The sequence below is a fragment of the Pseudomonas paraveronii genome (genome assembly GCF_963681955.1).
Classification (GTDB): domain Bacteria; phylum Pseudomonadota; class Gammaproteobacteria; order Pseudomonadales; family Pseudomonadaceae; genus Aquipseudomonas; species Aquipseudomonas paraveronii.
Map to the genome: position 1 here is coordinate 4,562,901 of NZ_OY817130.1, position 24,686 is coordinate 4,587,586.

Sequence of the window (24,686 nt, forward strand, 5' to 3'; positions counted from 1 at the left end):
AGTTATTGAGCCGGTGACGGAGAATTGACGGAGCTTTGCCGTACCGGCGGCTTTGCAGAGGCCGGTGCAGTTTGTGTGCCAGCCCGCTTCAATGCTGCGTCCGGGCTCGCATTTGCCGTGCCGGTGCCGGTCAGGCTGCGGCGTACATCCAGGTTGCGCGAGACCACCAGCACCACCCGGCGGTTGCGGGCGCGGCCTTCGACCGTGGCGTTATTGGCCACCGGCTGGAACTCGCCGTAGCCGACCGACGCCAGGCGACCGGGGTTCACACCCTGCATCGCGAGCATACGCACGATGCTCGCCGCCCGGGCCGACGACAGCTCCCAGTTGGTCGGGTACTGCGCGGTACTGATCGGGAAATTGTCGGTAAAGCCTTCCACGTGGATCGGGTTTTCAAACGGTTTGAGGATCGCCGCCACCTTGTCGATGATGGTGAACGCCTGGTCGCTGGGCATGGCATCGGCGCTGGCAAACAGCAGGCTCGAATTGAGCTCGATCTCCACCCACAACTCATTGCCGCGCACGGTCATCTGGTTGGAGCTGATCAGGTCGCCAAACGCGGCACTGATATCGTCGGCGATGCTTTTCAGCGGGTCGCCGGTGCCGCCCATGCCGGCGGAGGTCTCATCGCTGTCGTTGACCAGCGGCTTGGCCGGGGTCACGGTCTTGGGCCGCTCTTCGCCGATAGGGATCGGCTTGAGCGAACGGTCGGCGTCGTTGAACACGCCGATCAGGGCTTGGGAAATGACTTTGTACTTGCCTTCGTTGATCGACGAGATGGAGTACATCACCACGAAAAACGCAAACAGCAAGGTGATGAAGTCCGCGTAGGACACCAGCCAGCGTTCATGGTTGACGTGTTCTTCAGGCTCGCGACGGCGACGGCTCACAACCAATACCTCCCATCAGTCCATGAAGCCCTGGAGCTTCAATTCGATGGAGCGCGGGTTCTCGCCCTCGGCAATCGACAGGATGCCTTCGAGCAGCATTTCACGGTAACGCGACTGGCGCGTGGCAATCGACTTGAGCTTGCTGGCGACCGGCAACAACACCAGGTTGGCACTCGCCACACCGTAGATGGTGGCGACAAACGCCACAGCAATGCCGCTGCCCAGTTGCGACGGATCGGCCAGGTTGCCCATCACGTGGATCAGGCCCATCACCGCACCGATGATGCCGATGGTCGGCGCGTAGCCGCCCATGCTTTCAAAGACTTTGGCGGCATTGATATCGCGACTTTCCTGGGTGTAGAAATCCACTTCCAGGATGCTGCGAATCGCCTCCGGCTCGGCGCCGTCCACCAGCAATTGCAGGCCTTTGCGCGCGTAGCTGTCGGGCTCGGCGTCGGCCACGCCTTCCAGGCCCAGCAGGCCTTCCTTGCGTGCGGTGAGGCTCCAGTTGACCACGCGGTCGATACCACCGGCCAGGTCGACACGCGGCGGGAAAATGATCCAGATCAGGATCTGCATGGCTCGCTTGAACGAACTCAAGGGCGACTGCAGCAACGCCGCGCCGACGGTGCCACCGATCACGATCAGCGCCGCCGGGCCGTTGGCCAGGGCACCGAGGTGCCCGCCTTCGAGGTAGTTGCCGCCGATGATCGCGACAAATGCCATGGTGATGCCGATCAGGCTCAGTACATCCATCAGAGGCAGGCCTCCACCAAATGCTTGCCGATATCGTCCAGGCTGTAGACGGCGTCGGCCAGGTCAGCCTTGACGATAGCCATCGGCATGCCATAGATCACGCAACTGGCTTCGTCCTGGGCCCAGATTGCACTGCCGCCCTGTTTGAGCAGGCGCGCGCCTTCACGACCGTCGGCGCCCATGCCGGTGAGCACCACCGCCAGAACTTTGTCGCCGTAGGACTTGGCTGCCGAACCGAAGGTGATGTCCACGCAGGGCTTGTAGTTGAGGCGCTCATCGCCTGGCAGGATTTTGATCGCACCACGGCCATCGACCATCATCTGCTTGCCCCCAGGGGCCAGCAGCGCCAGGCCTGGACGCAGAATGTCGCCATCCTCGGCTTCCTTGACGCTGATGCGGCACAGCTTGTCCAGGCGCTCGGCAAAGGCCTTGGTGAACGCGGCGGGCATGTGCTGGATCAGTACGATCGGCGCCGGAAAGTTGGCCGGCAGTTGGGTCAATACCCGTTGCAGGGCGACCGGGCCGCCGGTCGAGGTGCCGATGGCGACCAGTTTATACGCCTTGCGTTTCGGTGCCGGCGAATGGGCGCTGGGCGCAGGCGTGCGCGCAGGTGCTACGGCAGGCCGGGCCACAGGCGCCGGTGCCGGGCGACCAAACGCGGTGCCGGTGGGTGTGGCCGGGGCTGCGACCGGCGCGGGCGCCGGGGCGCTGAACAGGCTGCGACGGTTGCTGCGCGAAATGCTGTGGACCTTCTCGCACAGCATCTGCTTGACCTTCTCGGGGTTGCGCGAGATGTCTTCGAAATTCTTCGGCAGGAAGTCCACTGCGCCGGCGTCCAACGCATCCAGGGTGACCCGGGCGCCTTCATGGGTCAGCGAGGAGAACATCAACACCGGGGTCGGGCAGCGCTGCATGATGTGCCGGACTGCGGTGATGCCATCCATCATCGGCATCTCGTAGTCCATGGTGATCACGTCCGGCTTCAACGCTATGGCTTGATCAATCGCCTCTTTGCCGTTGGTGGCCGTACCGACCACCTGGATCGTTGGATCGGCGGAAAGAATTTCCGAGACGCGGCGGCGGAAGAAACCTGAATCGTCCACCACCAGGACCTTGACTACCATAAACACTCCGTTAGGCGGGGCGGGCAATACCGCCCTGCCCCACCAGAATCAAATACGCCGTGCGGCGTAACGCTTGAGCATGCTCGGAACATCGAGAATCAATGCGATGCGACCGTCACCGGTGATGGTCGCACCCGACATGCCCGGGGTTCCCTGCAGCATTTTGCCCAAAGGCTTGATGACCACTTCTTCCTGGCCGACCAGTTGATCGACGACAAAGCCGATGCGCTGGGTGCCCACGGAGAGAATCACCACATGGCCTTCGCGCTGCTCTTCATGGGCAGCCGAGGCGACCAGCCAGCGCTTGAGGTAGAACAGGGGCAACGCCTTGTCGCGCACGATCACCACTTCCTGGCCGTCCACCACGTTGGTGCGAGACAGGTCGAGGTGGAAGATTTCGTTGACGTTGACCAGCGGGAAGGCGAAGGCCTGGTTGCCCAGCATCACCATCAGGGTCGGCATGATCGCCAGGGTCAACGGCACCTTGATGACGATCTTCGAGCCCAGGCCCTTGGTCGAGTAGATATTGATCGAACCGTTGAGCTGGCTGATCTTGGTTTTCACCACGTCCATGCCCACGCCACGGCCCGACACGTCGGAAATCTCGGTCTTGGTCGAGAAGCCCGGGGCGAAGATCAGGTTGTAGCACTCGGTGTCGGTCAGGCGGTCGGCGGCGTCTTTGTCCATCACGCCACGCTTGACCGCGATACCCCGCAGGATCGCCGGGTCCATGCCTTTGCCGTCATCGGTGATCGACAGCAGGATATGGTCGCCCTCTTGCTCCGCCGCCAGAATCACCTTGCCGCCACGGGACTTGCCCGCGGCTTCGCGTTCTTCCGGGGTTTCTACGCCGTGGTCGACGGCGTTGCGCACCAAGTGGACCAGCGGGTCGGCCAGGGCCTCGACAAGGTTTTTGTCGAGGTCGGTTTCTTCACCCACCAGTTCCAGGTTGATCTCTTTCTTGAGCTGACGTGCCAGGTCGCGAACCAGGCGCGGGAAGCGGCCGAAGACTTTCTTGATCGGCTGCATCCGCGTCTTCATCACTGCGGTCTGCAGGTCGGCGGTGACCACATCGAGGTTCGACACGGCCTTCTGCATGGCTTCGTCGCCGCTGCTCAAGCCCAGGCGCACCAGGCGGTTACGCACCAGCACCAGTTCGCCGACCATGTTCATGATGTCGTCCAGGCGCGCGGTATCCACGCGCACGGTGGTTTCGGCTTCACTGGCGGGCTTGTCGGCCACGGCCGCCGCTGGGGCTCGCGCGGATGCGGGAGCAGCAGCTGGGGCCGGCGCCGGCTTGGCGGCAGCAGCAGGTGCTGCGGCTTTGGCCGGCGCTGGTTTGGCGGCTACCGGAGCGGCCGTCGCCGCTGCGGCCGGGGCCACTTCGGTGAACTTGCCCTTGCCGTGCAATTCGTCGAGCAACGCTTCGAATTCGTGATCGGAAATCAGCCCGTCGCCGGCAGGTGCTGCACTGGCAGCAGGTGCGGCGGCAGTCGCAGCGACTTCCGGCAAGGCATCGGCAGCAAAGGCGCCCTTGCCATGCAACTGGTCGAGCAAGGCTTCGAATTCGTCGTCGGTAATGTCGGTGCCGGCGGTGGCCGCCGGCGCTTGCGGCGCAGCGGTGGGGGCAACGGCGTCGGCGGCGAACTGGCCTTTGCCGTGCAACTGATCGAGCAGGGATTCAAATTCTGCGTCGGTAATATCTTCGCTGGTCGGCGCGGCGGGCGCAGCGACTGCTGCAACTGCTGCAACTGCTTGCGGCGCTTCGGCTTCAGCCTTGACCGCATTGAGGGAGTCGAGCAGTTGCTCGAACTCGCTGTCGGTGACATCCACTTCGGCTTCGACCACAGGCTCCGGAACCGCTTCCACCACCGGCGCGGCCGAGGTGTCGGCAGGTTCAGCCAGGCGCGCCAGGGCGGCCAGCAGTTCCGGAGTGGCGGCGGTGATCGGGGCACGTTCGCGGACTTCGCTGAACATGCCGTTGACCGCATCCAGTGCTTCGAGAATCACGTCCATCAGCTCCGAATCAACGTGACGCTCACCCTTGCGCAGGATGTCGAACACGTTCTCGGCGATGTGGCAGCACTCCACCAGCTCATGGAGCTGGAGGAAGCCGGCGCCCCCTTTTACAGTGTGAAAACCGCGAAAAATTGCATTGAGCAGGTTCGCATCATCCGGTCGGCTTTCCAGCTCGACCAGTTGTTCGGACAGTTGCTCTAAAATTTCGCCGGCCTCTACAAGGAAATCCTGAAGGATTTCTTCATCGGCGCCGAAGCTCATGGGTGTGCTCCTTAGAAGCCTAAACTGGATAACAGGTCATCTACGTCATCCTGACCTGACATAACGTCTTCACGTTTATCGGCATGAATCTGCGGACCTTCACCCTTGGCGAGATGTTTTTGTGGATCTTTTTCCGAGAGGATCGCTTCGCGGTCATGTTCGATGCCGGCGAAACGATCAACTTGGCCTGCCATAAGCACCAATTTGAGCAAGTTGCTTTCCACTTCGGTGACCAATTGGGTCACGCGCTTGATCACCTGACCGGTGAGGTCCTGGTAATCCTGGGCGAGCAGAATGTCATTGAGGTTGCTGGACACCGTGTGGTTGTCCTGTTCGCTGCGCGACAGGAAACCCTCGACCCGACGGGCCAACTCACGAAACTCCTCAGCCCCCACTTCCCGACGCATGAAACGACCCCAGTCAACGCTGAGGGCCTGGGCTTCATTGGCCATGCCGTTGACCAGGGGCGTGGCGTTTTCCACCAGGTCCATGGTGCGGTTAGCCGCCGCTTCAGTCAGCCTGACCACATAGGACAGGCGTTCAGTAGCATCGGTGATTTGCGAAATTTCTTCGGCCTGGGGCATGTGCGGGTCAATCTGAAAATTGACGATCGCACTGTGCAGCTCGCGCGTGAGCTTGCCCACTTCCTGATACAGGCCGCGGTCACGGGTCTGGTTAAGCTCATGGATTAACTGCACCGCGTCGCCGAACTGGCCTTTTTCAAGGCTCTCGACGAGTTGGTGAGCATGCTTTTTCAGGGTCGACTCAAAGTCCCCCTGTGACGTTTCTTTATGCTCCATAGCTCCCCCGCGATGGCATTAGCCGTGGATGCGTTCGAAGATTTTTTCGATCTTCTCTTTCAAGGCCAATGCAGTGAATGGCTTGACCACGTAGCCGTTGACCCCGGCCTGGGCGGCTTCGATGATCTGCTCACGCTTGGCTTCGGCGGTCACCATCAACACGGGAAGAGTGCGCAGTTTTTCATCGGCGCGCACATGACGTAGCAAGTCGATACCGGTCATGCCGGGCATGTTCCAGTCGGTTACCAGAAAGTCGATGCTCCCGCTGTTGAGGATCGGAATCGCCGTAAGGCCGTCATCCGCCTCGACCGTGTTGGTGAACCCAAGGTCACGCAACAGGTTTTTTATGATCCGCCGCATCGTTGAGAAGTCATCAACGATGAGGATTTTCATGTTCTTGTCCAATTCGACCTCCAAGCAGTCTTAAACGCGCCCAGCACCTGGACGCGCCATTTCAATCAACAGGCGTTACACAAAAAGGACTGCCCAGGGCACCACGAAACTCACCCGCGAAGACCAGGGCCCTCACGGTAGTGTTTGCAGTGTCCCCACACTGCCTGTCAGCGCGCGCGCCATTCTCCCAGGCGTCCCCGCAAGCGGGCTGCGCACTGGCTGTGCAGTTGGCTGACACGCGATTCGCTGACCCCCAGGACCTCACCGATTTCCTTGAGGTTCAGCTCTTCGTCGTAGTACAGCGCCAACACCAGTCGCTCACGCTCCGGCAAATTGGCAATCGCGTCCGCCAGCGCCCCCTGAAAGCGTTCATCTTCCAGGTCACGCGACGGCTCGAGATGAGTACTCGCGCCATCCTCGTGCAGCCCTTCGTGTTCGCCGTCCTGCAACAGGTCGTCGAAACTGAACAGGCGGCTGCCCAAGGTATCGTTCAAAATCCCGTAATAATCGTCGAGACTCAATTGGAGTTCGGCCGCAACCTCGTGATCTTTAGCGTCGCGACCGGTTTTTGCTTCAATTGCACGAATTGCGTCACTGACCATGCGCGTATTGCGGTGTACCGAACGCGGCGCCCAATCCCCTTTACGCACTTCATCGAGCATCGCGCCACGGATACGGATACCCGCATACGTCTCGAAACTCGCACCTTTGCTCGCGTCGTATTTGGTCGACACTTCGAGCAGGCCGATCATGCCGGCCTGGATCAAGTCTTCGACCTGGACGCTGGCGGGCAGGCGTGCCAGCAAGTGATAAGCAATGCGCTTGACCAGGGGCGCATAGCGCTCGATCAATTCACCTTGGCAGTCACGTGCCGATTTCTTGTAAAGGTTATAGCCGCTGGCTGTCATAGCACCGGTCCTGCGCTCGTCTGATGCACCAATCGCTCGACGAAAAACTCCAGATGCCCCCGTGGGTTGGCGGGCAATGGCCAGGTATCGACCTTCTGAGCAATAGCCTTGAACGCCAAGGCGCATTTCGAACGAGGGAACGCTTCGTAGACTGCACGCTGCTTTTGCACAGCCTTGCGTACACACTCGTCATAGGGAACTGCGCCGACGTATTGTAAGGCGACATCGAGAAAGCGATCTGTGACCTTGGTCAACTTGGCGAACAGGTTGCGCCCTTCCTGCGGGCTCTGGGCCATATTGGCCAGCACGCGGAAGCGGTTCATGCCGTAGTCACGATTCAGTAGTTTGATCAGGGCGTAGGCGTCGGTGATCGAGGTGGGTTCATCGCAGACCACCAGCAGGACTTCTTGCGCGGCGCGCACGAAGCTGACCACGGACTCGCCGATCCCGGCGGCGGTGTCGATCACCAGCACGTCGAGGTTGTCGCCGATATCGCTGAACGCCTGAATCAGGCCGGCATGCTGCGCCGGGCTCAGGTGGACCATGCTCTGAGTGCCCGAGGCGGCCGGCACGATGCGGATGCCTCCAGGGCCCTGCAGCAGCACATCGCGCAGCTCACAGCGGCCCTCGATCACATCGGCGAGGGTATGTTTGGGCGTGAGCCCCAGCAAAACGTCGACGTTCGCCAATCCCAGGTCAGCATCCAGCAGCATGACACGACGGCCAAGCTCTGCCAGGGCCAGGGACAAATTCACTGACACGTTAGTTTTCCCGACGCCACCTTTGCCGCCGGTCACCGCGATCACCTGTACGGGATGCATGCTGCCCATTTTATTTCTTTACCTTGTCTTGCTTAGACGCAGGCTACATGGGTTGGCCGCGTGAATCGCTGCAGACCATCGATGTAGATACAATTCAGGGTGTTCATGCTGACCTCAACCCACCCGTTTTGCCGGGTTGTGGTAAAGGTCAGCGAACATATCGGCCATCGCTTCCTCGCTAGGCTCTTCTTGCATTTGCACGCTGACGGCACGGCTGACCAACTGATGACGGCGCGGCAGATGCAAATCATCTGGAATCCGCGGCCCGTCGGTCAGGTAAGCGACCGGAAGTTCATGACTGATCGCCAGGCTCAACACCTCACCCAGGCTCGCGGTTTCATCGAGCTTGGTGAGGATGCATCCGGCCAGGCCACAGCGCTTGTAGCTATGGTACGCAGCGGTAAGAACTTGTTTTTGGCTGGTGGTTGCAAGCACCAGGTAATTTTTCGACTTGATACCACGCCCGGCCAGGCTTTCCAGTTGCATGCGCAACGCCGGGTCGCTGGCTTGCAGGCCGGCGGTATCGATCAACACCACACGCTTGCGCAGCAACGGATCGAGGGCGTTGGCCAGGGACTGGCCCGGGTCAACGTGGGTCACCGACACATTGAGGATACGGCCCAGGGTCTTGAGCTGCTCCTGGGCACCGATGCGGTAGCTGTCCATGCTCACCAGCGCGATATTCTGGGCGCCGTACTTGAGCACGTAACGCGCGGCCAGCTTGGCCAGGGTGGTGGTCTTGCCCATGCCGGCAGGGCCGACCATGGCGATCACGCCACCCTCTTCCAGGGGTTCGATTTCCGGGGTCACGATCATCCGCGCCAGGTGGGCCAGCAACATGCGCCAGGCCTGGCGAGGCTCTTCGATTTCGGTGGTCAGCGCCAGCAGATCGCGGGACAACGGGCCGGACAGGCCGATGCGTTGCAGGCGACGCCACAGGTTGGCCTGTTGCGGTTTGCTGCCTTGCAGTTGGGTCCACGCCAGCGAACCAAGCTGCACTTCCAGCAGCTCACGCAGGCCGTTGAGTTCAAAACGCATCGAATCGAACACACGCTGGTCGACTGCGGCGGCCGGGGCTGGCGCGGCAGGACGCGGCGGTTCGATGAACGTCGGCTCGATCAACGGCTCGGCGGCGGTCAGCGGCAGGCCGGCGAACAACTGGCGATTGGTGGTCGCATCACTGTCGCCACGCATGCTCAGTTCGGCCTGGGCCGAGACAATGCGCGAGGCCGTCTTGCGCAGCTCGTCTTCAAGCTCCATGTTCGGGACACGCGGGGCCAGCGCCGAAGGGGTGTAATCCAGGGCAGCCGTCAGCTCGACACCGCCGGCAATACGACGGTTACCGATAATCGCAGCGTCGGCGCCCAGCTCGTCACGTACCAGTTTCATGGCCTGACGCATATCGGCGGCGAAAAAACGCTTTACTTGCATAACCCACTACCTCAGCCGTTGGGCCCTACTGTCGCGACGATAGTCACTTGCTTGTTGTCAGGGATTTCCTGATAAGCCAAAACGTGCAAATTCGGCACTGCCAGGCGTCCAAACCGCGACAACATCGCTCGGACCGGACCTGCCACCAGCAGAATCACCGGTTGGCCCTGCATTTCCTGGCGCTGTGCGGCGTCGATCAACGAACGCTGCAGTTTTTCAGCCATGCTTGGCTCCAGCAGAACGCCCTCTTCCTGACCTTGTCCTGCCTTCTGAATACTATTGAGCAATATTTGTTCCAACCTTGGCTCCAAGGTGATCACAGGCAGCTCAGACTCAACCCCTACAATGCTTTGCACGATAGCGCGGGACAATCCGACGCGCACCGCAGCCACCAGGGCGGCGGTATCTTGACTCTTGGCGGCATTGTTGGCGATGGCCTCGGCGATGCTGCGAATGTCGCGCACCGGCACTTGTTCGGACAGCAGCGCCTGCAACACTTTGAGCAATTGCGACAGCGACAGCACGCCCGGCACCAGCTCTTCGGCGAGTTTTGGCGACGCCTTGGCCAGCAAACCCATTAATTGCTGGACTTCTTCGTGGCCGATCAGCTCGTGGGAGTGCTTGTACAGAATCTGGTTGAGGTGCGTGGCGACCACGGTGCTGGCGTCCACCACGGTGTACCCGAGGGACTGCGCCTGGCTGCGCTGGCTGACTTCGATCCAGACCGCCTCCAGACCAAAAGCCGGATCTTTGGCGGTTATACCGTTCAGCGTGCCGAACACCTGGCCTGGGTTGATCGCCAGCTCGCGGTCGGGGTAGATCTCGGCTTCGGCGAGGATCACGCCCATCAGGGTCAGGCGGTAGGCGCTGGGGGCCAGGTCGAGGTTGTCGCGGATATGCACGGTGGGCATCAGGAAGCCCAGGTCCTGGGACAGCTTCTTGCGCACGCCCTTGATCCGCGCGAGCAATTGGCCGCCCTGGTTGCGGTCGACCAATGGAATCAGGCGGTAGCCGACTTCCAGGCCGATCATGTCGATCGGGGTCACATCGTCCCAGCCCAACTCCTTGGTTTCCTGGGCGCGGGCCGGCGACGGCAGCAGTTCCTGCTGGCGCGCGATTTCTTGCTGGGCAGTCACTTTGATCACGTTCTGCTTTTTCCAGAACAGGTAGGCGCCGCCGCCGGCCAAAGCCGCCATGCTCAAGAACGAGACGTGGGGCATGCCGGGCACAAGGCCCATGATCGCCATGATGCCTGCCGCCACGGCCAGGGCCTTGGGCGAGGCAAACATCTGCCGGCTGATCTGCTTGCCCATGTCTTCGGAGCCCGACGCACGGGTCACCATGATCGCCGCAGCTGTGGATAACAACAGTGATGGCAATTGCGCCACTAAACCGTCACCAATGGTCAGCAAGGCGTAGACCTTGCCCGCATCGCCAAAGGTCATGCCGTGCTGGAAGATCCCGACCGCCATGCCGCCGATCAGGTTGATGAACAGAATCAACAGGCCGGCGATGGCATCGCCGCGCACGAATTTGCTGGCACCGTCCATGGAACCGTAGAACTCGGCTTCCTGAGCCACTTCCAAGCGGCGCGACTTGGCCTGGTTCTGGTCGATCAGGCCGGCGTTGAGGTCGGCGTCGATGGCCATCTGTTTGCCGGGCATGGCATCGAGGGTAAAGCGCGCGCTCACCTCGGAAATCCGCCCGGCGCCCTTGGTCACCACCACGAAGTTGATGATCATCAGGATCGCGAACACCACGATACCGACCACGTAGTTACCGCCGATCACCACCTCACCGAAGGCCTGGATCACCTTACCCGCGGCGGCGTGACCGTCCTGGCCGTTGAGCATCACCACCCGCGTGGACGCCACGTTCAGCGCCAACCGCAGCAGCGTGGCGATCAGCAGGATGGTCGGAAAGACCGCAAAGTCGAGCGGCCGCAGGGCATAGACGCAGACCAGCAACACGACGACGGACAAGGCAATGTTGAAGGTGAAGAACACGTCGAGCAGGAACGGCGGTATTGGCAACATCATCATTGCCAGCATCACCAGCAACAACAACGGCACACCCAGATTGCCCCGCGACAAGTCAGTCAGGGTGCCACGGGCCGTGTTGAGCATTTGAGAGCGATCTACCACCGGTATTCCTCGCGTTCCTTGAAGCAAAGTTTTGACGCCAGAGGGCGTCCTGAAGGCGGTATTGCAAGAAGCCTTCCAACTTTTGCGTGAGGTCGCAGATCCCTTATGACGAGGACTGACTGACGGACGAGCAGGTCGGGGATCAACTGATTCAAATGACCGAAGACCTGCTGGCAGGCCTCAGCGAAACACTTGCTTGAGCCAATGGATTGCTCAATGACTTTTCGTTTGAGCAGGAAGGGATTCGACGCGAGGGGGCACGAGGAATTGCACAATTAGTCGAACTGGCCCAGTTACTGGCAGAGCGGGCGCTCAATAGCACCACCGGTGGAACGATCGCGGGCACTTAACGACCTGATGGTGGATCGCTCCGACGCTCTGCGTGGGAACGATCAAACCAGCCGACGTTATTTAGAGAGGGTTTTCACGCTCGTGGCCTGATCGCCCTTAGGCCCTTTTTCGACGAGAAACTCCACTTTCTGGCCCTCTTCAAGAGACTTGAAACCCTCTGCCTGGATGGCGGAAAAATGGACGAACACATCGCCGCCGCCATCCTGGCTGATAAACCCAAACCCCTTCTCCGCGTTAAACCATTTCACAGTGCCCGTTGCCATGGCCGTTCTCCGTACACTTCAATCAAGGACTTACACAGGTGCCGTCAGATCAGTTCGATATCGCATGCATAGATGCCATCGGGTCGATGGATCATCCGGAAGGCCACTTTCTGGCCTTGCGAAAGCAGACGTCTATCCGAACTGCACAGATCTACCGACACCTCCTCTCCCCCACTATCCAGCGCAATCGAACCCAATCCGGTCTGCTGGTCATAAGACTTAACCCAGCCTGTGAATAGCTGCATCGCTCCACTCCCGGCATTTTGCTGCGCAGTACCTGAGGCAATAGAACCGCGAGCAAGCGATGCTGGCTACTGTCAAAGTTGACAGGTCAGGAAGGTTTTACGACGAATGGCACAGTGCCAATTTGAACGACCCGTCAAGAATCGCGGCGCAAGTCCGGCGGAATCGGCAGGTCTTTAAGCGGATCAGGCCGCTTGCCTTTGCCCGCACGGTACTGGCGAATCTGATAGACATACGCCAACACCTGCGCCACCGCCAGGTATAGCCCGGCAGGGATTTCCTGGTCGAGGTCGGTGGAGTAGAAGATCGACCGCGCCAGTTCCGGCGATTCCAGCAACAGAATGTCGTTGGCCACGGCGATTTCGCGGATCTTCAGCGCGGTGAAGTCGCTGCCCTTGGCCAGCAGCATCGGCGCGCCGCCCTTCTCCGGGTCGTACTTGAGGGCCACCGCGTAGTGGGTCGGGTTGGTGATCACCACGTCGGCGTCGGGCACCGAAGCCATCATCTTGCGCTGAGACATTTCGCGCTGCAGTTGGCGAATGCGCTGTTTGACCTCGGGGCGACCTTCCTGGTCCTTGTGTTCGTCGCGCACTTCCTGCTTGGTCATCAACAGTTTCTTGTGGCTTTCCCACAGCTGGATCGGTGCATCCACGGCGGCGATCAGGATCAGCCCGGCAGCCAGCCATAACGCACTCCAGCCCACCACTTGCACGCTGTGGATGATCGCTGACTCCAGCGGTTCATGGGCGATGCGCAGCAGGTCATCGATGTCGGAGGACAATACCGCCAGCGCCACGAACAGAATCAGGATGAACTTGGCCAACGCCTTTAGCAGTTCCACCAACGCCTTGGCGGAAAACATGCGCTTGAGCCCGGCGGCGGGGTTCATGCGGCTGAATTTTGGCGCCATGCTGCTCGCAGCGAACAGCCATCCGCCAAGGGCGACGGGGCCGATCAGCGCAGCCAGGAGCAAGGTGATCAAAATCGGCTGCACCGCCAGTATGGCGATTTTTCCCGAATGCAGCAGGTACTGCCCCATGGCGCCGGGGTTGAGCAACACTTCGCGGGGCAAGGTGAAGTTGTGTTTCATCAACTCCATCAGGTCGAGCGCCAGGCCGCCGCCGTAGATCAGCAAGGCGCCGGAACCGGCCATCATTGTCGCAACGGTGTTGAGCTCTTTGGAGCGGGCAATCTCACCCTTTTCCCTGGAGTCCTTTTTACGCTTATCCGTGGGGTCTTCTGTTTTGTCCTGACCACTCTCGCTCTCGGCCATGGCTCAGCGCGCCCGTGCCAGATCACGTAGGAACTGCAAGGCGTCGGTCGCCAGCGGTTGATACTGATTGAGAATGTCGGCCATGCCGATCCAGAAAATCCCCATGCCCAACACCAGGGTCAACGGGAAACCGATAGAGAAGATATTCAGTTGCGGCGCCGCGCGGGTCATCACGCCAAAGGCGATGTTGACCACCAACAGCGCAGTGATCGCCGGCAGCACCAGCAACAGTGACGCGCCCAACACCCAACTGAGGCGCCCCACCAGTTCCCAGAAGTGATTGACCACCAGCCCCGAGCCGACCGGCAAGGTGGTGAAACTTTCGGTCAGCACCTCGAACACCACCAGGTGGCCGTTCATGGCCAGGAACAGCAAGGTCACCAGCATGGTCAGGAACTGTCCGATCACTGCTGCCGACACGCCGTTGGTGGGGTCGACCATGGACGCAAAGCCCATGCCCATCTGGATTGAGATGATTTGCCCGGCAATCACGAAGGCCTGGAAGAATAGCTGCAGGGAGAAGCCCAGCAGCGAGCCGATGAGGATCTGCTCGGCAATCAGCATCAGCGCACTGAGGTCCAGTGCGTTGACGGGCGGCATCGGCGGCAAGCCCGGCACCAGGACCACGGTGATCGCCACCGCGAAATACAGGCGGATGCGCCGTGGTACCAGGGTGGTGCCGAACACCGGCATGCTCATCAGCACCGCCGTGACCCGGAACAGCGGCAGGATAAACGAAGCCACCCAGGTACTGATCTGGGTGTCGGTCAACGCCAGCAGCGATTGCATGCGGTCAGCCGATCAACTGCGGAATACTGCCGTACAACTGCAGGATGTATTCCATGAAGGTCTGCACCAGCCACGGGCCGGCGACAATCAACGTGACCAGCATCACCAGCAGGCGCGGCAGGAAGCTCAGGGTTTGTTCGTTGATCTGGGTCGCGGCCTGGAACATCGCCACCAGCAGGCCGACCAACAGGCTCGGCACCACCAGCACGGCGACCATCATGGTGGTCAGCCACAACGCTTCACGGAACAGGTCGACGGCAATTTCTGGGGTCATTGCCCTACACTCCGCCGAAACTGCTGGCCAACGTGCCGATAATCAGCGCCCAACCGTCCACCAGCACAAACAGCATGATCTTGAACGGCAACGAGATGATCAGCGGCGACAGCATCATCATCCCCATGGCCATCAGCACGCTCGCCACCACCAGGTCGATGATCAGGAACGGGATAAAGATCATGAAACCGATCTGGAACGCCGTCTTCAATTCCGAGGTGACGAACGCCGGCACCAGGATCGTCAGCGGTGCCTGATCCGGGGTGGCAATGTCGGTGCGCTTGGACAGACGCACAAACAGCTCAAGGTCGCTGGAGCGGGTCTGCGACAGCATGAAGTCCTTGATCGGGCCCTGGGCCTTGTCGATGGCGTCTTGCGCCGTGAGCTTTTCCGCAAGGTAAGGCTGCAGGGCTTGCTGGTTCACCTTGTCGAATACCGGCGCCATGATGAACATCGTCAAGAACAGCGCCATGCCGGTGAGGATCTGGTTCGATGGTGTCTGTTGCAGGCCCAGGGCCTGACGCAGGATCGAGAATACGATGATGATCCGGGTGAAGCTGGTCATCAGCATGACAAACGCCGGGATAAAACTCAGCGCCGTCATGATCAGCAGGATCTGCAGGCTGACCGAATACTCCTGGGCCCCGGCCGCGTTGGTGCCCAGGGTAATCGCCGGGATCGACAACGGGTCGGCGGCGAACGCCAATGGCGCGGCCAGCCACAGCATGAGCGTCAATAAAACGCGCATTACTTCTTATCCTTCTGATCCTTGCCCAGCAACTCCATCAGGCGCTGGGCGAATTCTGGCGTGGCGGCCTGGGTCGGGGCGACGTTGACCGGGGTCTTGAGCACGTGCAGCGGGGTGATGCGGCCAGGCGTGATGCCCAGCAGGATCTGTTCCTCGCCGACCTGCACCAGCACCAGCCGATCACGCGGGCCGAGGGCGCGCGAACCGATCATCTCGATGACCTGGGCGTTGCCCGGACCGATGCTCTGCACACGGCGCATCAGCCAGGCCAGCACGAAAATCAGCCCGACCACCAGCAACAGGCCCAGCACCAACTGGGTCAGTTGGCCACCGATGCCGCTGCTCACCACGGGGGCGGCGGCCGCTTGCGCGACCGGCTCGGCCGCCAGGGCGCTCAATGGCAGCGCCAGAAACAGTCCCGCCATCGAATACTTCATGTCAGCGCAGCTTCTTGATGCGTTCGCTCGGGCTGATCACGTCGGTCAGGCGAATGCCGAACTTTTCGTTGACCACCACCACTTCGCCATGGGCGATCAGCGTGCCGTTGACCAACACGTCCAACGGCTCACCGGCCAGGCGATCCAGCTCGATCACCGAGCCCTGGTTGAGCTGCAGCAGGTTGCGGATGTTGATGTCGGTGCTGCCGACTTCCATCGAGATCGACACCGGGATGTCGAGAATCACGTCCAGGTTCGGGCCGTCGAGGGTCACCGGGTCGTTGTTCTTCGGCACGCTGCCGAATTCTTCCAGAGGCAGGCGGTTACTGGCCGGCGCGGTGGAGGCATCGGCCGCCAGCAGCGCGTCGATATCGTCCTGGCCAACATCGCCGGTTTCTTCCAGGGCCGCAGCCCATTCGTCAGCCAGGGCCTGGTCTTCGGCGGAAGTGTTTTCGTGTTCGGTAGCCATTACATGTCCTCGGCGGAGCAAACATTCATAAATAGGGGTGCATCAATACGGGTGACTCAGCGCCGGTTGATCGGCTCCACCACTTGCAGTGCCAGGTTGCCCTTGTGCGAACCGAGCTTGACCTTGAACGACGGCACGCCGCTGGCGCGCATGATCAGTTCTTCCGGCAACTCGACGGGAATCACGTCGCCCGGCTGCATGTGCAAAATATCCCGCAGGCGCAACTGACGACGGGCCACGGTGGCGCTCAGGGGCACGTCGACGTCCAGCAGGTCTTCGCGCAGGGCCTTGACCCAGCGTTCGTCCTGATCGTCGAGGTCGGACTGGAAGCCGGCGTCGAGCATTTCGCGCACCGGTTCGATCATCGAGTACGGCATGGTCACGTGCAGGTCGCCGCCACCGCCATCGAGTTCGATGTGGAAGGTGGACACCACAATGGCTTCGCTGGGGCCGACGATGTTGGCCATGGCCGGGTTCACTTCCGAGTTGATGTACTCGAAATTGACCTCCATGATCGCCTGCCAGGCTTCCTTCAAGTCGATGAAGGCCTGCTCCAGCACCATGCGTACCACGCGCAGCTCAGTAGGGGTGAACTCGCGGCCTTCGATCTTGGCGTGACGGCCGTCGCCGCCGAAGAAGTTGTCCACCAGTTTGAACACCAGCTTGGCGTCGAGGATGAACAACGCAGTGCCGCGCAATGGCTTGATCTTGACCAGATTGAGGCTGGTAGGCACGTACAGCGAGTGTACATATTCGCCGAACTTCATCACCTGCACGCCGCCCACCGCCACGTCTGCCGAGCGGCGCAGCATGTTGAACATGCTGATGCGGGTGTAACGGGCAAAACGCTCATTGATCATTTCCAGGGTCGGCATGCGTCCACGGACGATGCGATCCTGGCTGGTCAGGTCATAACTTTTGACGCTGCCGGGCTCGGCAGCCATTTCGGTCTGTACCAGACCATCGTCCACGCCATGCAGCAGCGCATCGATTTCATCCTGGGACAGCAGGTCTTGCACGGCCATGTCGTGATCCTACTGCAATACGAAATTAGTGAAGAGCGCCTGCTCGACCACCACTTTGCCGAGCTCTTTCTGGGCCACTTCCTGCACGCTGGCAGTGACCTTCTGGCGCAACATTTCCTGGCCCACCGGGGTGGCCAGGCTGTCGAAACTTTGCGCGGAAAACAGCATCACCAGGTTGTTGCGGATCACCGGCATATGCACCTTGAGCGCCTCAAGGTCCGCCTGGTTGCGCGCCAGTAAGGTGATGCTCACCTGCAGGTAGCGTTGACGACCGTTCTGATTGAAGTTGGCGACAAAGGCCGGAAGCATCGGCTCGAAGATTGCCGGTTGCTTGACGTTACTGGCAGTTTCGGCGGCGGGTGCCGGTTTGCTCGCACTGCTGTGCATGATGTACCAAGTGCCGCCCACGGACGCGCCGATCGCCAGGACCAGGCCCAGGACAATCAACAGGATAAGCTTGAGCTTGCCCTTGCCCTTACCTGCGGGTGCTTGTGCTGCGTCTTCGCTCTTCGCCATGCCAATAATCCGTCACTATTTGGGGATTCATAGATCTACGGAAAGGCAAGAGCAAGTGTTATGCCAGAGTTGTCAGCCACAGCAGGACAGCGGCCACGCCACAGGTCCTTTGTGGGAGGGGGCTTGCTCCCGATGGCGGTGTGCCCGTCAACGAATCGGTCGACTGGAACTCCGCTATCGGGGGCAAGCCCCCTCCCACACTCAGGCCGGTGTTGAGCCTGAATCAGGCGTAATAGTCAACGGCGCTGGAGCCGATCACGGTGGCCGTCACCGGCGCGACGGCCGCGGCCACTTCGGCATGATCGGCAACGTCGCCGCTGTCACCCCGACCGCCACGGCCACTGACACCGTTCGCCTGGCTCTGGTTCTGTTGCTGTTGGCCCTGGCCCTGCCAGCCACGGGACTGGTCGGACACATTGACGTCGACCTGCCCCATGCCCTGCTGGGCAAACATCTCGCGCAAACGGCCGGACTGGGTTTCCAGTGCTTCACGCACCACCGCGTGACCACTCATGAAGGTGACTTGGGCCTGCTGGTCGGCCGTCATGTTGACCTTGATATCCAGGCGCCCGAGTTCGGCCGGCTGTAGCTGGATCTCTGCCGACTTGAGGTTGGCGCTGGACAGGTACATCACGCGGTTGACGACTTCCTCGGTCCAGCCGCTCTGATGCATGGCCAGCGGTGCGTTGGTCACCGGCGGCAAAGCGTTGGCGGTTTTCGGCGTGGCGGCCTGGGTCAGTGCGGCCAGGCGGTTGGCGAAGTCATCGACACGGGTGTCGCTGCTCGCGCTCTTCAAATCCTTGAGGCCGTCTTCGATCAGCCCGCTGAAGGCTTTGTCACCACCCTGGTCGGTGCTGTCCTTGCTGGCTTGCTGATCCACCATGTTAGCCATGCCGGTGGCGAAGTTCTGCGCGGCGGTCGGCTGGTCCTGGGACGTCGGTGCGGCGCTCTGCGGGGTCTGACTGCTGGCGGACACATGGCCGCCCTGCTCCATCGCCAGGCGTACCGCTGGCATGGCGTCCAGAGGGTCTGCCGTGGGATCGAAGGCCGGCTTGGCCACATCGGTCGCTGCCAGCGCTGCCGTGACCACCGGCTGGGCCTTGCTATCCTTGGTGGCGGCAGCCGAGGCTGGCGTTTCCACCGGCACCGGCACAGCAACCGGCGTGACCGTGACAATCAGCGCCGGATCAGCCACCGGGTCTGCCGCAGGCTGCTGCGCCAGGGCCGGGTCGGCGGGCGGGTTTTGATCACTGCTGGCGCTGTCGGCGGGGTTGGCGGGGTTGGCCGGCGGGTCGGCAGGCAAGGGTTTGCCGCTATCGGCAACCGCTGGCGTACCGGCGGCAGGTTTATCGTTGTTCGCGACAGGCTTATCGTTGCCGGCAACAGGCTTGGCACTCGCGCCAGCAGGCTTGTCGCGCGCGGGTTTGGCCGCGTTGTCGTCGGCCTTGGCCGAGGGCTTCGAACCCTGGCTGGCGAACACCTGAGCAAAGCCAGGGCCCTTGTCCTGCGGCTCCGCGGCCGCCGCCGGTGGATTGGCGGCAGGTGCTTGAGACTTGGCCGCAGGGGCAGCCTGAAGGAGCGAATTAGGGGCGACTGGCATAGGTAAGGTCTCCACTGCATGGGAATCGGGGATGCAGTATCAGGAGATAGAGCAAGAGTCGGGCCAGCTCTTCGGAAAAGCCCTGCCACGCCTGAAATTAAAGCTGGAAGCGCTGGCGCTCCGACTCATACAGCGGCTTGACCAGCGCAAACTCATGGTCGATCTGATCGACCAAGGCCCCCAGGTCCGCTGCAGCCTCGACGGACTCAGACTCCAAGCGCTGGCACAAGTGCGCCAACCGCACCGCACCGAGATTACCACTGCTGCCCTTGAAACTATGGGCGATGCGCGCCAACGCCTTGGCATCGTCACGAGCCTTGCGCAGCGCTTCGACGCGCTTTTGCGAATCATCGAGAAAGGTATCGAGCAATTTGGGGTACTCGCCTTCCATGACTTCCTGCAAACCCGATAACACGTCCGGGTCCAGATGAACCTCAACCACTTGTTCGCTCCTTGATCAAGAATCGGCGGATTATGCCAGAGCCTCCCAGCAAAACTCCACGCAGACACTGCGCCCGCCGTCGGACCAGCGTACATCGCTGCTCAGTTGACGCACCAGGCCCAAGCCGCGACCAGACAGACGGTCAACATCCAGCGGGCGAGCCAGTACCTGTTCCACATCGAATCCGGGGCCGCTGTCTTCGATGCGCAAGGTCAACCTGCCGCCCGTAGCGGTGGGCTCTACCTGCACATGCACACGCACATAACCGCTGTTGAGTTGCACCAGCCGCTCATTGCGCTGGCGGTAATACTGCGCAAAACCTTCAGCATTGCGCTTGAGCCGCGAGTCCAGGCCCAGCACGCCATGCTCCAGGGCGTTGGAATACAGTTCGGCCATCACGCTGTAGAGCGCCCCGCTCTGCTCGCGCAGGCCGTGGATCTCCAGCAGCAGTTGCAACAGATAGGGCAACGGGTTGTAACGCCTGAGGGTCTCGGCGCGAAATTCGAAACTCACCGACCAATCCAACGGGCACGACTGGCCGCTGTCGGCATACAGCGGCCCCGTGGCACGTATCGACTGGCCGGCCTGCAAGGTGATCTCAACCATGCTCACGTCATCCCGCGCCTCACCGCGAAACGCCGCCAGGGCCTGCTCGATATCCTCGAACAAGCGGTCAGGCTCACGATTGGCGGCAAACACCTGCTGCAAGCGCTCGGCGCCGAACAATTGTTCGTTGGCATCGGCGGTATCCAGCACGCCATCGGAGAGCAGAAATACGCGGTCGCCCAGGGCCATCGGCCAGACTTCCGTGCGATCATCGAACGCCTGCGCTGACAGCACGCCCAACGGCAAGTGCCGTGATATCAGCGGCGTGCGCTTAGCCGTGGCGACTTCATGCACATAGCCCTCGGGCATGCCGCCATTCCAGACTTCCACCGCACGCCGTTGCGCACTCAGGCACAACAGCGTCGCGCAGCAGAACATGTCCACCGGCAGGATGCGTTTGAGCTTGGCGTTCATCTCCCGCAGGATCTGCGTCAGCCCGTAGCCCTTGGCCGTCATGCCATAGAACACTTCGGCCAACGGCATGGCGCCGACCGCCGCTGGCAGGCCGTGCCCGGTGAAGTCGCCGAGCAGCACATGCATGTCACCCGCCGGCGTGTAGGCCGCCAACAACAAGTCGCCGTTGAACAGCGCATAGGGCGATTGCAGGTAGCGAATGTTCGGCGCCGCGTTGATGCAACCCGAATGGGCGACCTTGTCGAACACCGCTTTGGCCACGCGTTGCTCATGCAGCAGGTAGTCATGGTGCTTGGCGATCAGGTCACGCTGCTGCAACACCGTGGCCTGCAGACGGCGCAGGCGGTCCATCGCATTGATCTTGGCCGCGAGAATCAGCGGGTTATAGGGTTTGGGCAAGAAGTCATCGCCACCGGCATCCAGGCATTGGGCCAGGGCTTCGCTTTGGCGCAGGGAGGTGAGGAAGATGATCGGCACCAGGGCCTCGCCCGCCAGTTGCTTGATCCGCCGCGCGGCCTCAAAGCCATCCATCACCGGCATCAGGGCGTCCATCAGCACCAGTTGCGGGCGTTCGCGGGCAAACAGCTCGACGGCTTGTGCGCCGTTGCTGGCAGTGAGCACCTGGTGGCCCTGGCGCCGGACGATGGTCGACAGCAACAGCAGGTCGGCGGCGCTGTCTTCGGCGATCAGGATGGTCAGCGGTTCGAGGACCGGGGCCAGCGCGCTCAATGGATATCGAACAGTTTGTCGAAGTTGGAAATCGCGAGGATCTTGCGCACATCGGCGCTGCTGTTGATCACCCGGACTTCCGCATCATCCCCCCCGGCATGATCGCGCAGCAGCAGGAGCATGCCCAGGGCGGAACTGTCCATGTAGGTGGCGTCTTTCAGGTCGACGATATAAACCTGCGGCACCTTGTAGAAACGCTCGTAGGCGTCGCGAAAGAGTTGATGGCTGCCGAAATCGAACCGGCCCTTGATTGCGATCGTCAACTTCTTCCCATCCAGGGATACTTCTGACTCGATTGACATGTGACTGCTTCCTTGTCATAGGCCTAGATACAAGGTGTAGCAGGCTAACCGGATGTGGGCAACACATTGAGTAGAGGGCTTGGCGCTAGTAGGGATTCTGGCGCGGCAGGCGCTGGGACAACTCATCGAGCAGTTTTTGCTCGCGCTTATCCTCAAGCGCCCGCGCCTCGTCGATATAGCGCTGCACCAGCTTGCGCAACCCTTCGACCCGGGCATACGCCTGCTGCCAGCTCTCGCGGGCCTTGTCGAGGTTGTTCTGGTGCCAGGCCAGGCTCTCGCGCTGCTGGCCGACAGCGGTTTCAAGCTGGTTGAGAAAGCCCTGGTAGCCCATCAGCCACTGGCCGGACACGCCTTTGGTGCCGCGCTCGATCCACTGCTGCTGGTACTCGCCGCGAAAGCGCTCCAGGTCGCCGAGCTTACTTTGTGCCAGGCGCACCTGGCCCTGAAAGTAACCCAGGCGCTGGACCGCGGTTTTTTCGGCCTTTTCGGCCATGTCCACCACCGGGGCCAAGCGTGAGGAGCGGCTGCTGGCCATGGCTTAGCCGCCTGGCGCGGGGGCGAAGATGGACTGCAGGTGCGCTTCGCTTTCGCCCATGCTGATGTTGTCGTTGAGGCCTTGGCGCAGGTAGGTGACCAATTGCGGTTGCAGGGCAATCGCCAGGTCGGTCTCACGATCGCCGCCGGCCACATAGGCGCCAACGCTGATCAGGTCGCGACTTTGCTGGTAGCGCGACCACAACTGCTTGAACTGCTGGGCACGGGCCATGTGCTCCGGCGTGACCACCGACGGCATCACCCGGCTGATGGACGCTTCGATGTCGATCGCCGGGTAGTGCCCCTCTTCCGCCAGGCGCCGCGACAGCACGATGTGGCCGTCGAGCACGCCCCGCGCCGAGTCGGCAATCGGGTCTTGCTGGTCATCGCCTTCAGACAACACGGTGTAGAACGCGGTGATCGAGCCGCCCCCCGCCTCGGCATTACCGGCGCGCTCCACCAGCTTGGGCAGCTTGGCAAACACCGACGGCGGATAGCCCTTGGTGGCCGGAGGCTCGCCGATGGCCAGGGCGATTTCCCGCTGGGCCTGGGCGAAACGCGTGAGGGAGTCCATCAGCAACAGGACGTTCTTGCCCTTGTCGCGAAAATATTCGGCGATGCGCGTGCAGTACATGGCGGCGCGCAAACGCATCAGCGGCGCATCGTCGGCCGGGGACGCAACGACGACGGAACGCTTGAGGCCTTCTTCACCGAGGCTATGCTCGATGAACTCCTTCACTTCCCGACCCCGTTCGCCGATCAGCCCCACCACAATGATGTCGGCCTCGGTAAAGCGGGTCATCATGCCCAGCAACACCGACTTACCCACGCCAGTACCGGCGAACAGGCCGAGGCGCTGACCGCGACCGACCGTCAATAAACCGTTGATGCTGCGAATGCCCACGTCCAACGGCTGGCTGATGGGGTTGCGCTTGAGCGGGTTGATGGTGGGGCCATCCATCGGCACCCAGTCTTCGGCCTTCATGCCGCCCTTGCCGTCCAGCGCACGACCGGCACCGTCCAGCACGCGGCCGAGCATGCTCATGCCCATGGGCAGGCGGCCGGTATCGGCCAGCGGCACCACGCGGGCGCCGGGGGCGATGCCCGCCAGGCTGCCCACCGGCATCAGGAAAATCTTGCTGCCGGAAAAGCCCATCACCTCGGCTTCGACCTGCACCGGGTGGTAGCTGTCGTCGTTGATCACCAGGCAGCGGCTGCCCATGGCGGCGCGCAGGCCTTCGGCTTCGAGGGTCAGGCCAACCATGCGCAGCAAGCGCCCTTCGAGGATCGGCTGGCCGGGCAACTTGGTGGCCTCGGCATACCCGCTCAGGCGCTTGGCGAAGCTGGTGCGATCAAGGCGCATCGGGGGCGTCCAGGTCCACGCTCATGTCAGGTTCGGCCGGGTTCAGGACCTGCTCGTGAACCTGGTCCAGCAACTGGGCCATGATCTGGCTGATGCGCGTTTCCACCGTGGCGTCGATGCGGCTGTATTCGGTCTCGACGCGGCAACCACCGGGCTGCAGCGCCGCATCTTCGACGATGCGCCAGGTTTCTTCATGGCGCTCGCGCAGGGCTTTGACCTGTTCGAAATCCTGCGGGTTGATGTGCAGCCGCACATTGCCGACACCCAGGGGCAGCAGCTTGAGGGCTTCACGCATGACGCTTTCGATCTGACTGGAGTCCAGCACCAGCTCACGCTGGATCACCTGGCGGGCGATGTGCTCGACCAACCCGACCATGGCTTTTTCGATCTGCGAATCCTGCTCGGCGATGGGTTCGAACAGGCTGCCCATCAGGCGTTCGAGGCTGGCCAGCTTGACGCTCAAGGCGGCCTCGGCTTCCTGGCGCACCTTGAGCGTGGTGCTGCGAAAACCATCTTTTTCGCCAGCGGCGAAGCCTTCGTTGTAGGCCTCCTGGCGAATGCTTTCCAACTCTTCAAGGGTCAGCGGCTGGACTTCATCCAGCGGCACTTCTTCCATTTCCACCGGTGTTTCCACCACTGGCTCAGGTTCGGGCTCCGGCACATGCGGGTCGAAGCTGGGCAACGACCAGATGTCGAACCCGCCCACGTCCCGCGCGCGAATCAGATCGCTGGGCGACTCATCTTTGTTCGACATGGAAAGC

28 protein-coding genes are annotated in these 24,686 nt (G+C 61.5%); 1 reads left to right on the top strand and 27 read right to left on the bottom strand.

Annotated elements, in window-relative coordinates; all coding sequences use genetic code 11:
* Nucleotides 1-2: 2 nt before the first annotated feature.
* The 10 genes from motD to flhA form a co-directional block, all read right to left on the bottom strand.
* Nucleotides 3-890, bottom strand: a complete 888-nt coding sequence (gene motD, locus U5A08_RS20990; protein ID WP_321848421.1) for a flagellar motor protein MotD — start codon at nt 888-890, stop codon at nt 3-5.
* 15 nt (nt 891-905) lie between these two features.
* Nucleotides 906-1,646, bottom strand: coding sequence for a flagellar motor protein (locus U5A08_RS20995; RefSeq protein ID WP_198717130.1), 741 nt, complete (start codon nt 1,644-1,646; stop codon nt 906-908).
* On the bottom strand, nt 1,646-2,770 hold the full coding sequence (locus tag U5A08_RS21000) for a protein-glutamate methylesterase/protein-glutamine glutaminase (RefSeq protein ID WP_321848422.1): 1,125 nt from the start codon (nt 2,768-2,770) through the stop codon (nt 1,646-1,648). Before U5A08_RS21000 ends, U5A08_RS20995 begins: the two co-directional genes overlap by 1 nt.
* A 48-nt stretch (nt 2,771-2,818) precedes the next feature.
* Nucleotides 2,819-5,050 (bottom strand): chemotaxis protein CheA, encoded by a 2,232-nt coding sequence (locus U5A08_RS21005; RefSeq protein ID WP_321848424.1) that lies wholly within the window; start codon nt 5,048-5,050, stop codon nt 2,819-2,821.
* An 11-nt stretch (nt 5,051-5,061) separates the two neighbouring features.
* On the bottom strand, nt 5,062-5,850 hold the full coding sequence (locus U5A08_RS21010) for a protein phosphatase CheZ (protein ID WP_017845401.1): 789 nt from the start codon (nt 5,848-5,850) through the stop codon (nt 5,062-5,064).
* Between the two features lie 18 nt (nt 5,851-5,868).
* Nucleotides 5,869-6,243 (bottom strand): chemotaxis response regulator CheY, encoded by a 375-nt coding sequence (locus tag U5A08_RS21015; RefSeq protein WP_198717133.1) that lies wholly within the window; start codon nt 6,241-6,243, stop codon nt 5,869-5,871.
* A gap of 167 nt (nt 6,244-6,410) precedes the next feature.
* Nucleotides 6,411-7,151 (bottom strand): RNA polymerase sigma factor FliA, encoded by a 741-nt coding sequence (fliA, locus tag U5A08_RS21020; RefSeq protein WP_198717134.1) that lies wholly within the window; start codon nt 7,149-7,151, stop codon nt 6,411-6,413.
* Complete coding sequence (fleN, locus tag U5A08_RS21025; RefSeq protein ID WP_003192912.1) at nt 7,148-7,981, bottom strand: flagellar synthesis regulator FleN; 834 nt, start codon at nt 7,979-7,981, stop codon at nt 7,148-7,150. Before fleN ends, fliA begins: the two co-directional genes overlap by 4 nt.
* Before the next feature lie 105 nt (nt 7,982-8,086).
* On the bottom strand, nt 8,087-9,403 hold the full coding sequence (flhF, locus tag U5A08_RS21030) for a flagellar biosynthesis GTPase FlhF (RefSeq protein WP_253397695.1): 1,317 nt from the start codon (nt 9,401-9,403) through the stop codon (nt 8,087-8,089).
* Between the two features lie 11 nt (nt 9,404-9,414).
* Complete coding sequence (gene flhA / locus U5A08_RS21035; protein ID WP_198717170.1) at nt 9,415-11,529, bottom strand: flagellar biosynthesis protein FlhA; 2,115 nt, start codon at nt 11,527-11,529, stop codon at nt 9,415-9,417.
* A 227-nt stretch (nt 11,530-11,756) separates the two neighbouring features.
* On the opposite strand from flhA, the gene U5A08_RS21040 reads away from it, so the two are divergent.
* Nucleotides 11,757-11,897: a DUF6124 family protein gene (locus tag U5A08_RS21040; RefSeq protein WP_372436518.1), complete on the top strand. Its 141-nt coding sequence runs from the start codon at nt 11,757-11,759 to the stop codon at nt 11,895-11,897.
* Between the two features lie 57 nt (nt 11,898-11,954).
* Here the strand turns inward: U5A08_RS21040 and U5A08_RS21045 are convergent, their stop codons facing one another.
* The 17 genes from U5A08_RS21045 to fliH form a co-directional block, all read right to left on the bottom strand.
* Nucleotides 11,955-12,161 (bottom strand): cold-shock protein, encoded by a 207-nt coding sequence (locus U5A08_RS21045; protein ID WP_198717136.1) that lies wholly within the window; start codon nt 12,159-12,161, stop codon nt 11,955-11,957.
* Nucleotides 12,162-12,205: 44 nt separating this feature from the next.
* On the bottom strand, nt 12,206-12,406 hold the full coding sequence (locus tag U5A08_RS21050; RefSeq protein ID WP_198717137.1) for a cold shock domain-containing protein: 201 nt from the start codon (nt 12,404-12,406) through the stop codon (nt 12,206-12,208).
* A gap of 134 nt (nt 12,407-12,540) precedes the next feature.
* Nucleotides 12,541-13,677 carry a flagellar biosynthesis protein FlhB gene (flhB, locus tag U5A08_RS21055; RefSeq protein WP_198717138.1) on the bottom strand — a complete coding sequence of 379 codons (1,137 nt, stop codon included), beginning with the start codon at nt 13,675-13,677 and terminating at the stop codon, nt 12,541-12,543.
* A gap of 3 nt (nt 13,678-13,680) precedes the next feature.
* Complete coding sequence (gene fliR, locus U5A08_RS21060; RefSeq protein WP_198717139.1) at nt 13,681-14,466, bottom strand: flagellar biosynthetic protein FliR; 786 nt, start codon at nt 14,464-14,466, stop codon at nt 13,681-13,683.
* 4 nt (nt 14,467-14,470) lie between these two features.
* On the bottom strand, nt 14,471-14,740 hold the full coding sequence (fliQ, locus tag U5A08_RS21065; protein ID WP_253397697.1) for a flagellar biosynthesis protein FliQ: 270 nt from the start codon (nt 14,738-14,740) through the stop codon (nt 14,471-14,473).
* Nucleotides 14,741-14,744: 4 nt separating this feature from the next.
* Nucleotides 14,745-15,488, bottom strand: coding sequence for a flagellar type III secretion system pore protein FliP (gene fliP, locus U5A08_RS21070; protein WP_198717140.1), 744 nt, complete (start codon nt 15,486-15,488; stop codon nt 14,745-14,747).
* Nucleotides 15,488-15,925: a flagellar biosynthetic protein FliO gene (gene fliO, locus U5A08_RS21075; RefSeq protein WP_253397699.1), complete on the bottom strand. Its 438-nt coding sequence runs from the start codon at nt 15,923-15,925 to the stop codon at nt 15,488-15,490. Before fliO ends, fliP begins: the two co-directional genes overlap by 1 nt.
* A 1-nt stretch (nt 15,926) precedes the next feature.
* Nucleotides 15,927-16,394 (bottom strand): flagellar motor switch protein FliN, encoded by a 468-nt coding sequence (fliN, locus tag U5A08_RS21080; protein ID WP_198717142.1) that lies wholly within the window; start codon nt 16,392-16,394, stop codon nt 15,927-15,929.
* A 56-nt stretch (nt 16,395-16,450) separates the two neighbouring features.
* Nucleotides 16,451-17,419 (bottom strand): flagellar motor switch protein FliM, encoded by a 969-nt coding sequence (gene fliM / locus U5A08_RS21085; protein ID WP_198717143.1) that lies wholly within the window; start codon nt 17,417-17,419, stop codon nt 16,451-16,453.
* 9 nt (nt 17,420-17,428) lie between these two features.
* Complete coding sequence (gene fliL, locus U5A08_RS21090; RefSeq protein WP_247408027.1) at nt 17,429-17,935, bottom strand: flagellar basal body-associated protein FliL; 507 nt, start codon at nt 17,933-17,935, stop codon at nt 17,429-17,431.
* A 223-nt stretch (nt 17,936-18,158) separates the two neighbouring features.
* Complete coding sequence (locus U5A08_RS21095) at nt 18,159-19,535, bottom strand: flagellar hook-length control protein FliK (RefSeq protein ID WP_321848430.1); 1,377 nt, start codon at nt 19,533-19,535, stop codon at nt 18,159-18,161.
* Between the two features lie 97 nt (nt 19,536-19,632).
* Nucleotides 19,633-19,977 carry an Hpt domain-containing protein gene (locus U5A08_RS21100; protein ID WP_198717146.1) on the bottom strand — a complete coding sequence of 115 codons (345 nt, stop codon included), beginning with the start codon at nt 19,975-19,977 and terminating at the stop codon, nt 19,633-19,635.
* A gap of 30 nt (nt 19,978-20,007) precedes the next feature.
* Complete coding sequence (locus U5A08_RS21105; protein WP_253397703.1) at nt 20,008-21,726, bottom strand: fused response regulator/phosphatase; 1,719 nt, start codon at nt 21,724-21,726, stop codon at nt 20,008-20,010.
* Nucleotides 21,723-22,028: an STAS domain-containing protein gene (locus U5A08_RS21110; protein ID WP_198717148.1), complete on the bottom strand. Its 306-nt coding sequence runs from the start codon at nt 22,026-22,028 to the stop codon at nt 21,723-21,725. Before U5A08_RS21110 ends, U5A08_RS21105 begins: the two co-directional genes overlap by 4 nt.
* A gap of 85 nt (nt 22,029-22,113) precedes the next feature.
* Entirely contained in the window at nt 22,114-22,563 is a 450-nt protein-coding gene (fliJ, locus tag U5A08_RS21115; protein ID WP_198717149.1) for a flagellar export protein FliJ, read from the bottom strand.
* A gap of 3 nt (nt 22,564-22,566) precedes the next feature.
* The gene (gene fliI, locus U5A08_RS21120) at nt 22,567-23,925 is read right to left on the bottom strand and encodes a flagellar protein export ATPase FliI (RefSeq protein ID WP_253397705.1); all 1,359 of its coding nucleotides are present in this window, start codon (nt 23,923-23,925) and stop codon (nt 22,567-22,569) included.
* A complete protein-coding gene (gene fliH, locus U5A08_RS21125) occupies nt 23,915-24,679 on the bottom strand; it encodes a flagellar assembly protein FliH (RefSeq protein WP_253397707.1) in 765 nt (254 codons plus the stop codon). The genes fliI and fliH overlap by 11 nt, the downstream gene beginning before the upstream one ends.
* Nucleotides 24,680-24,686: the final 7 nt, after the last annotated feature.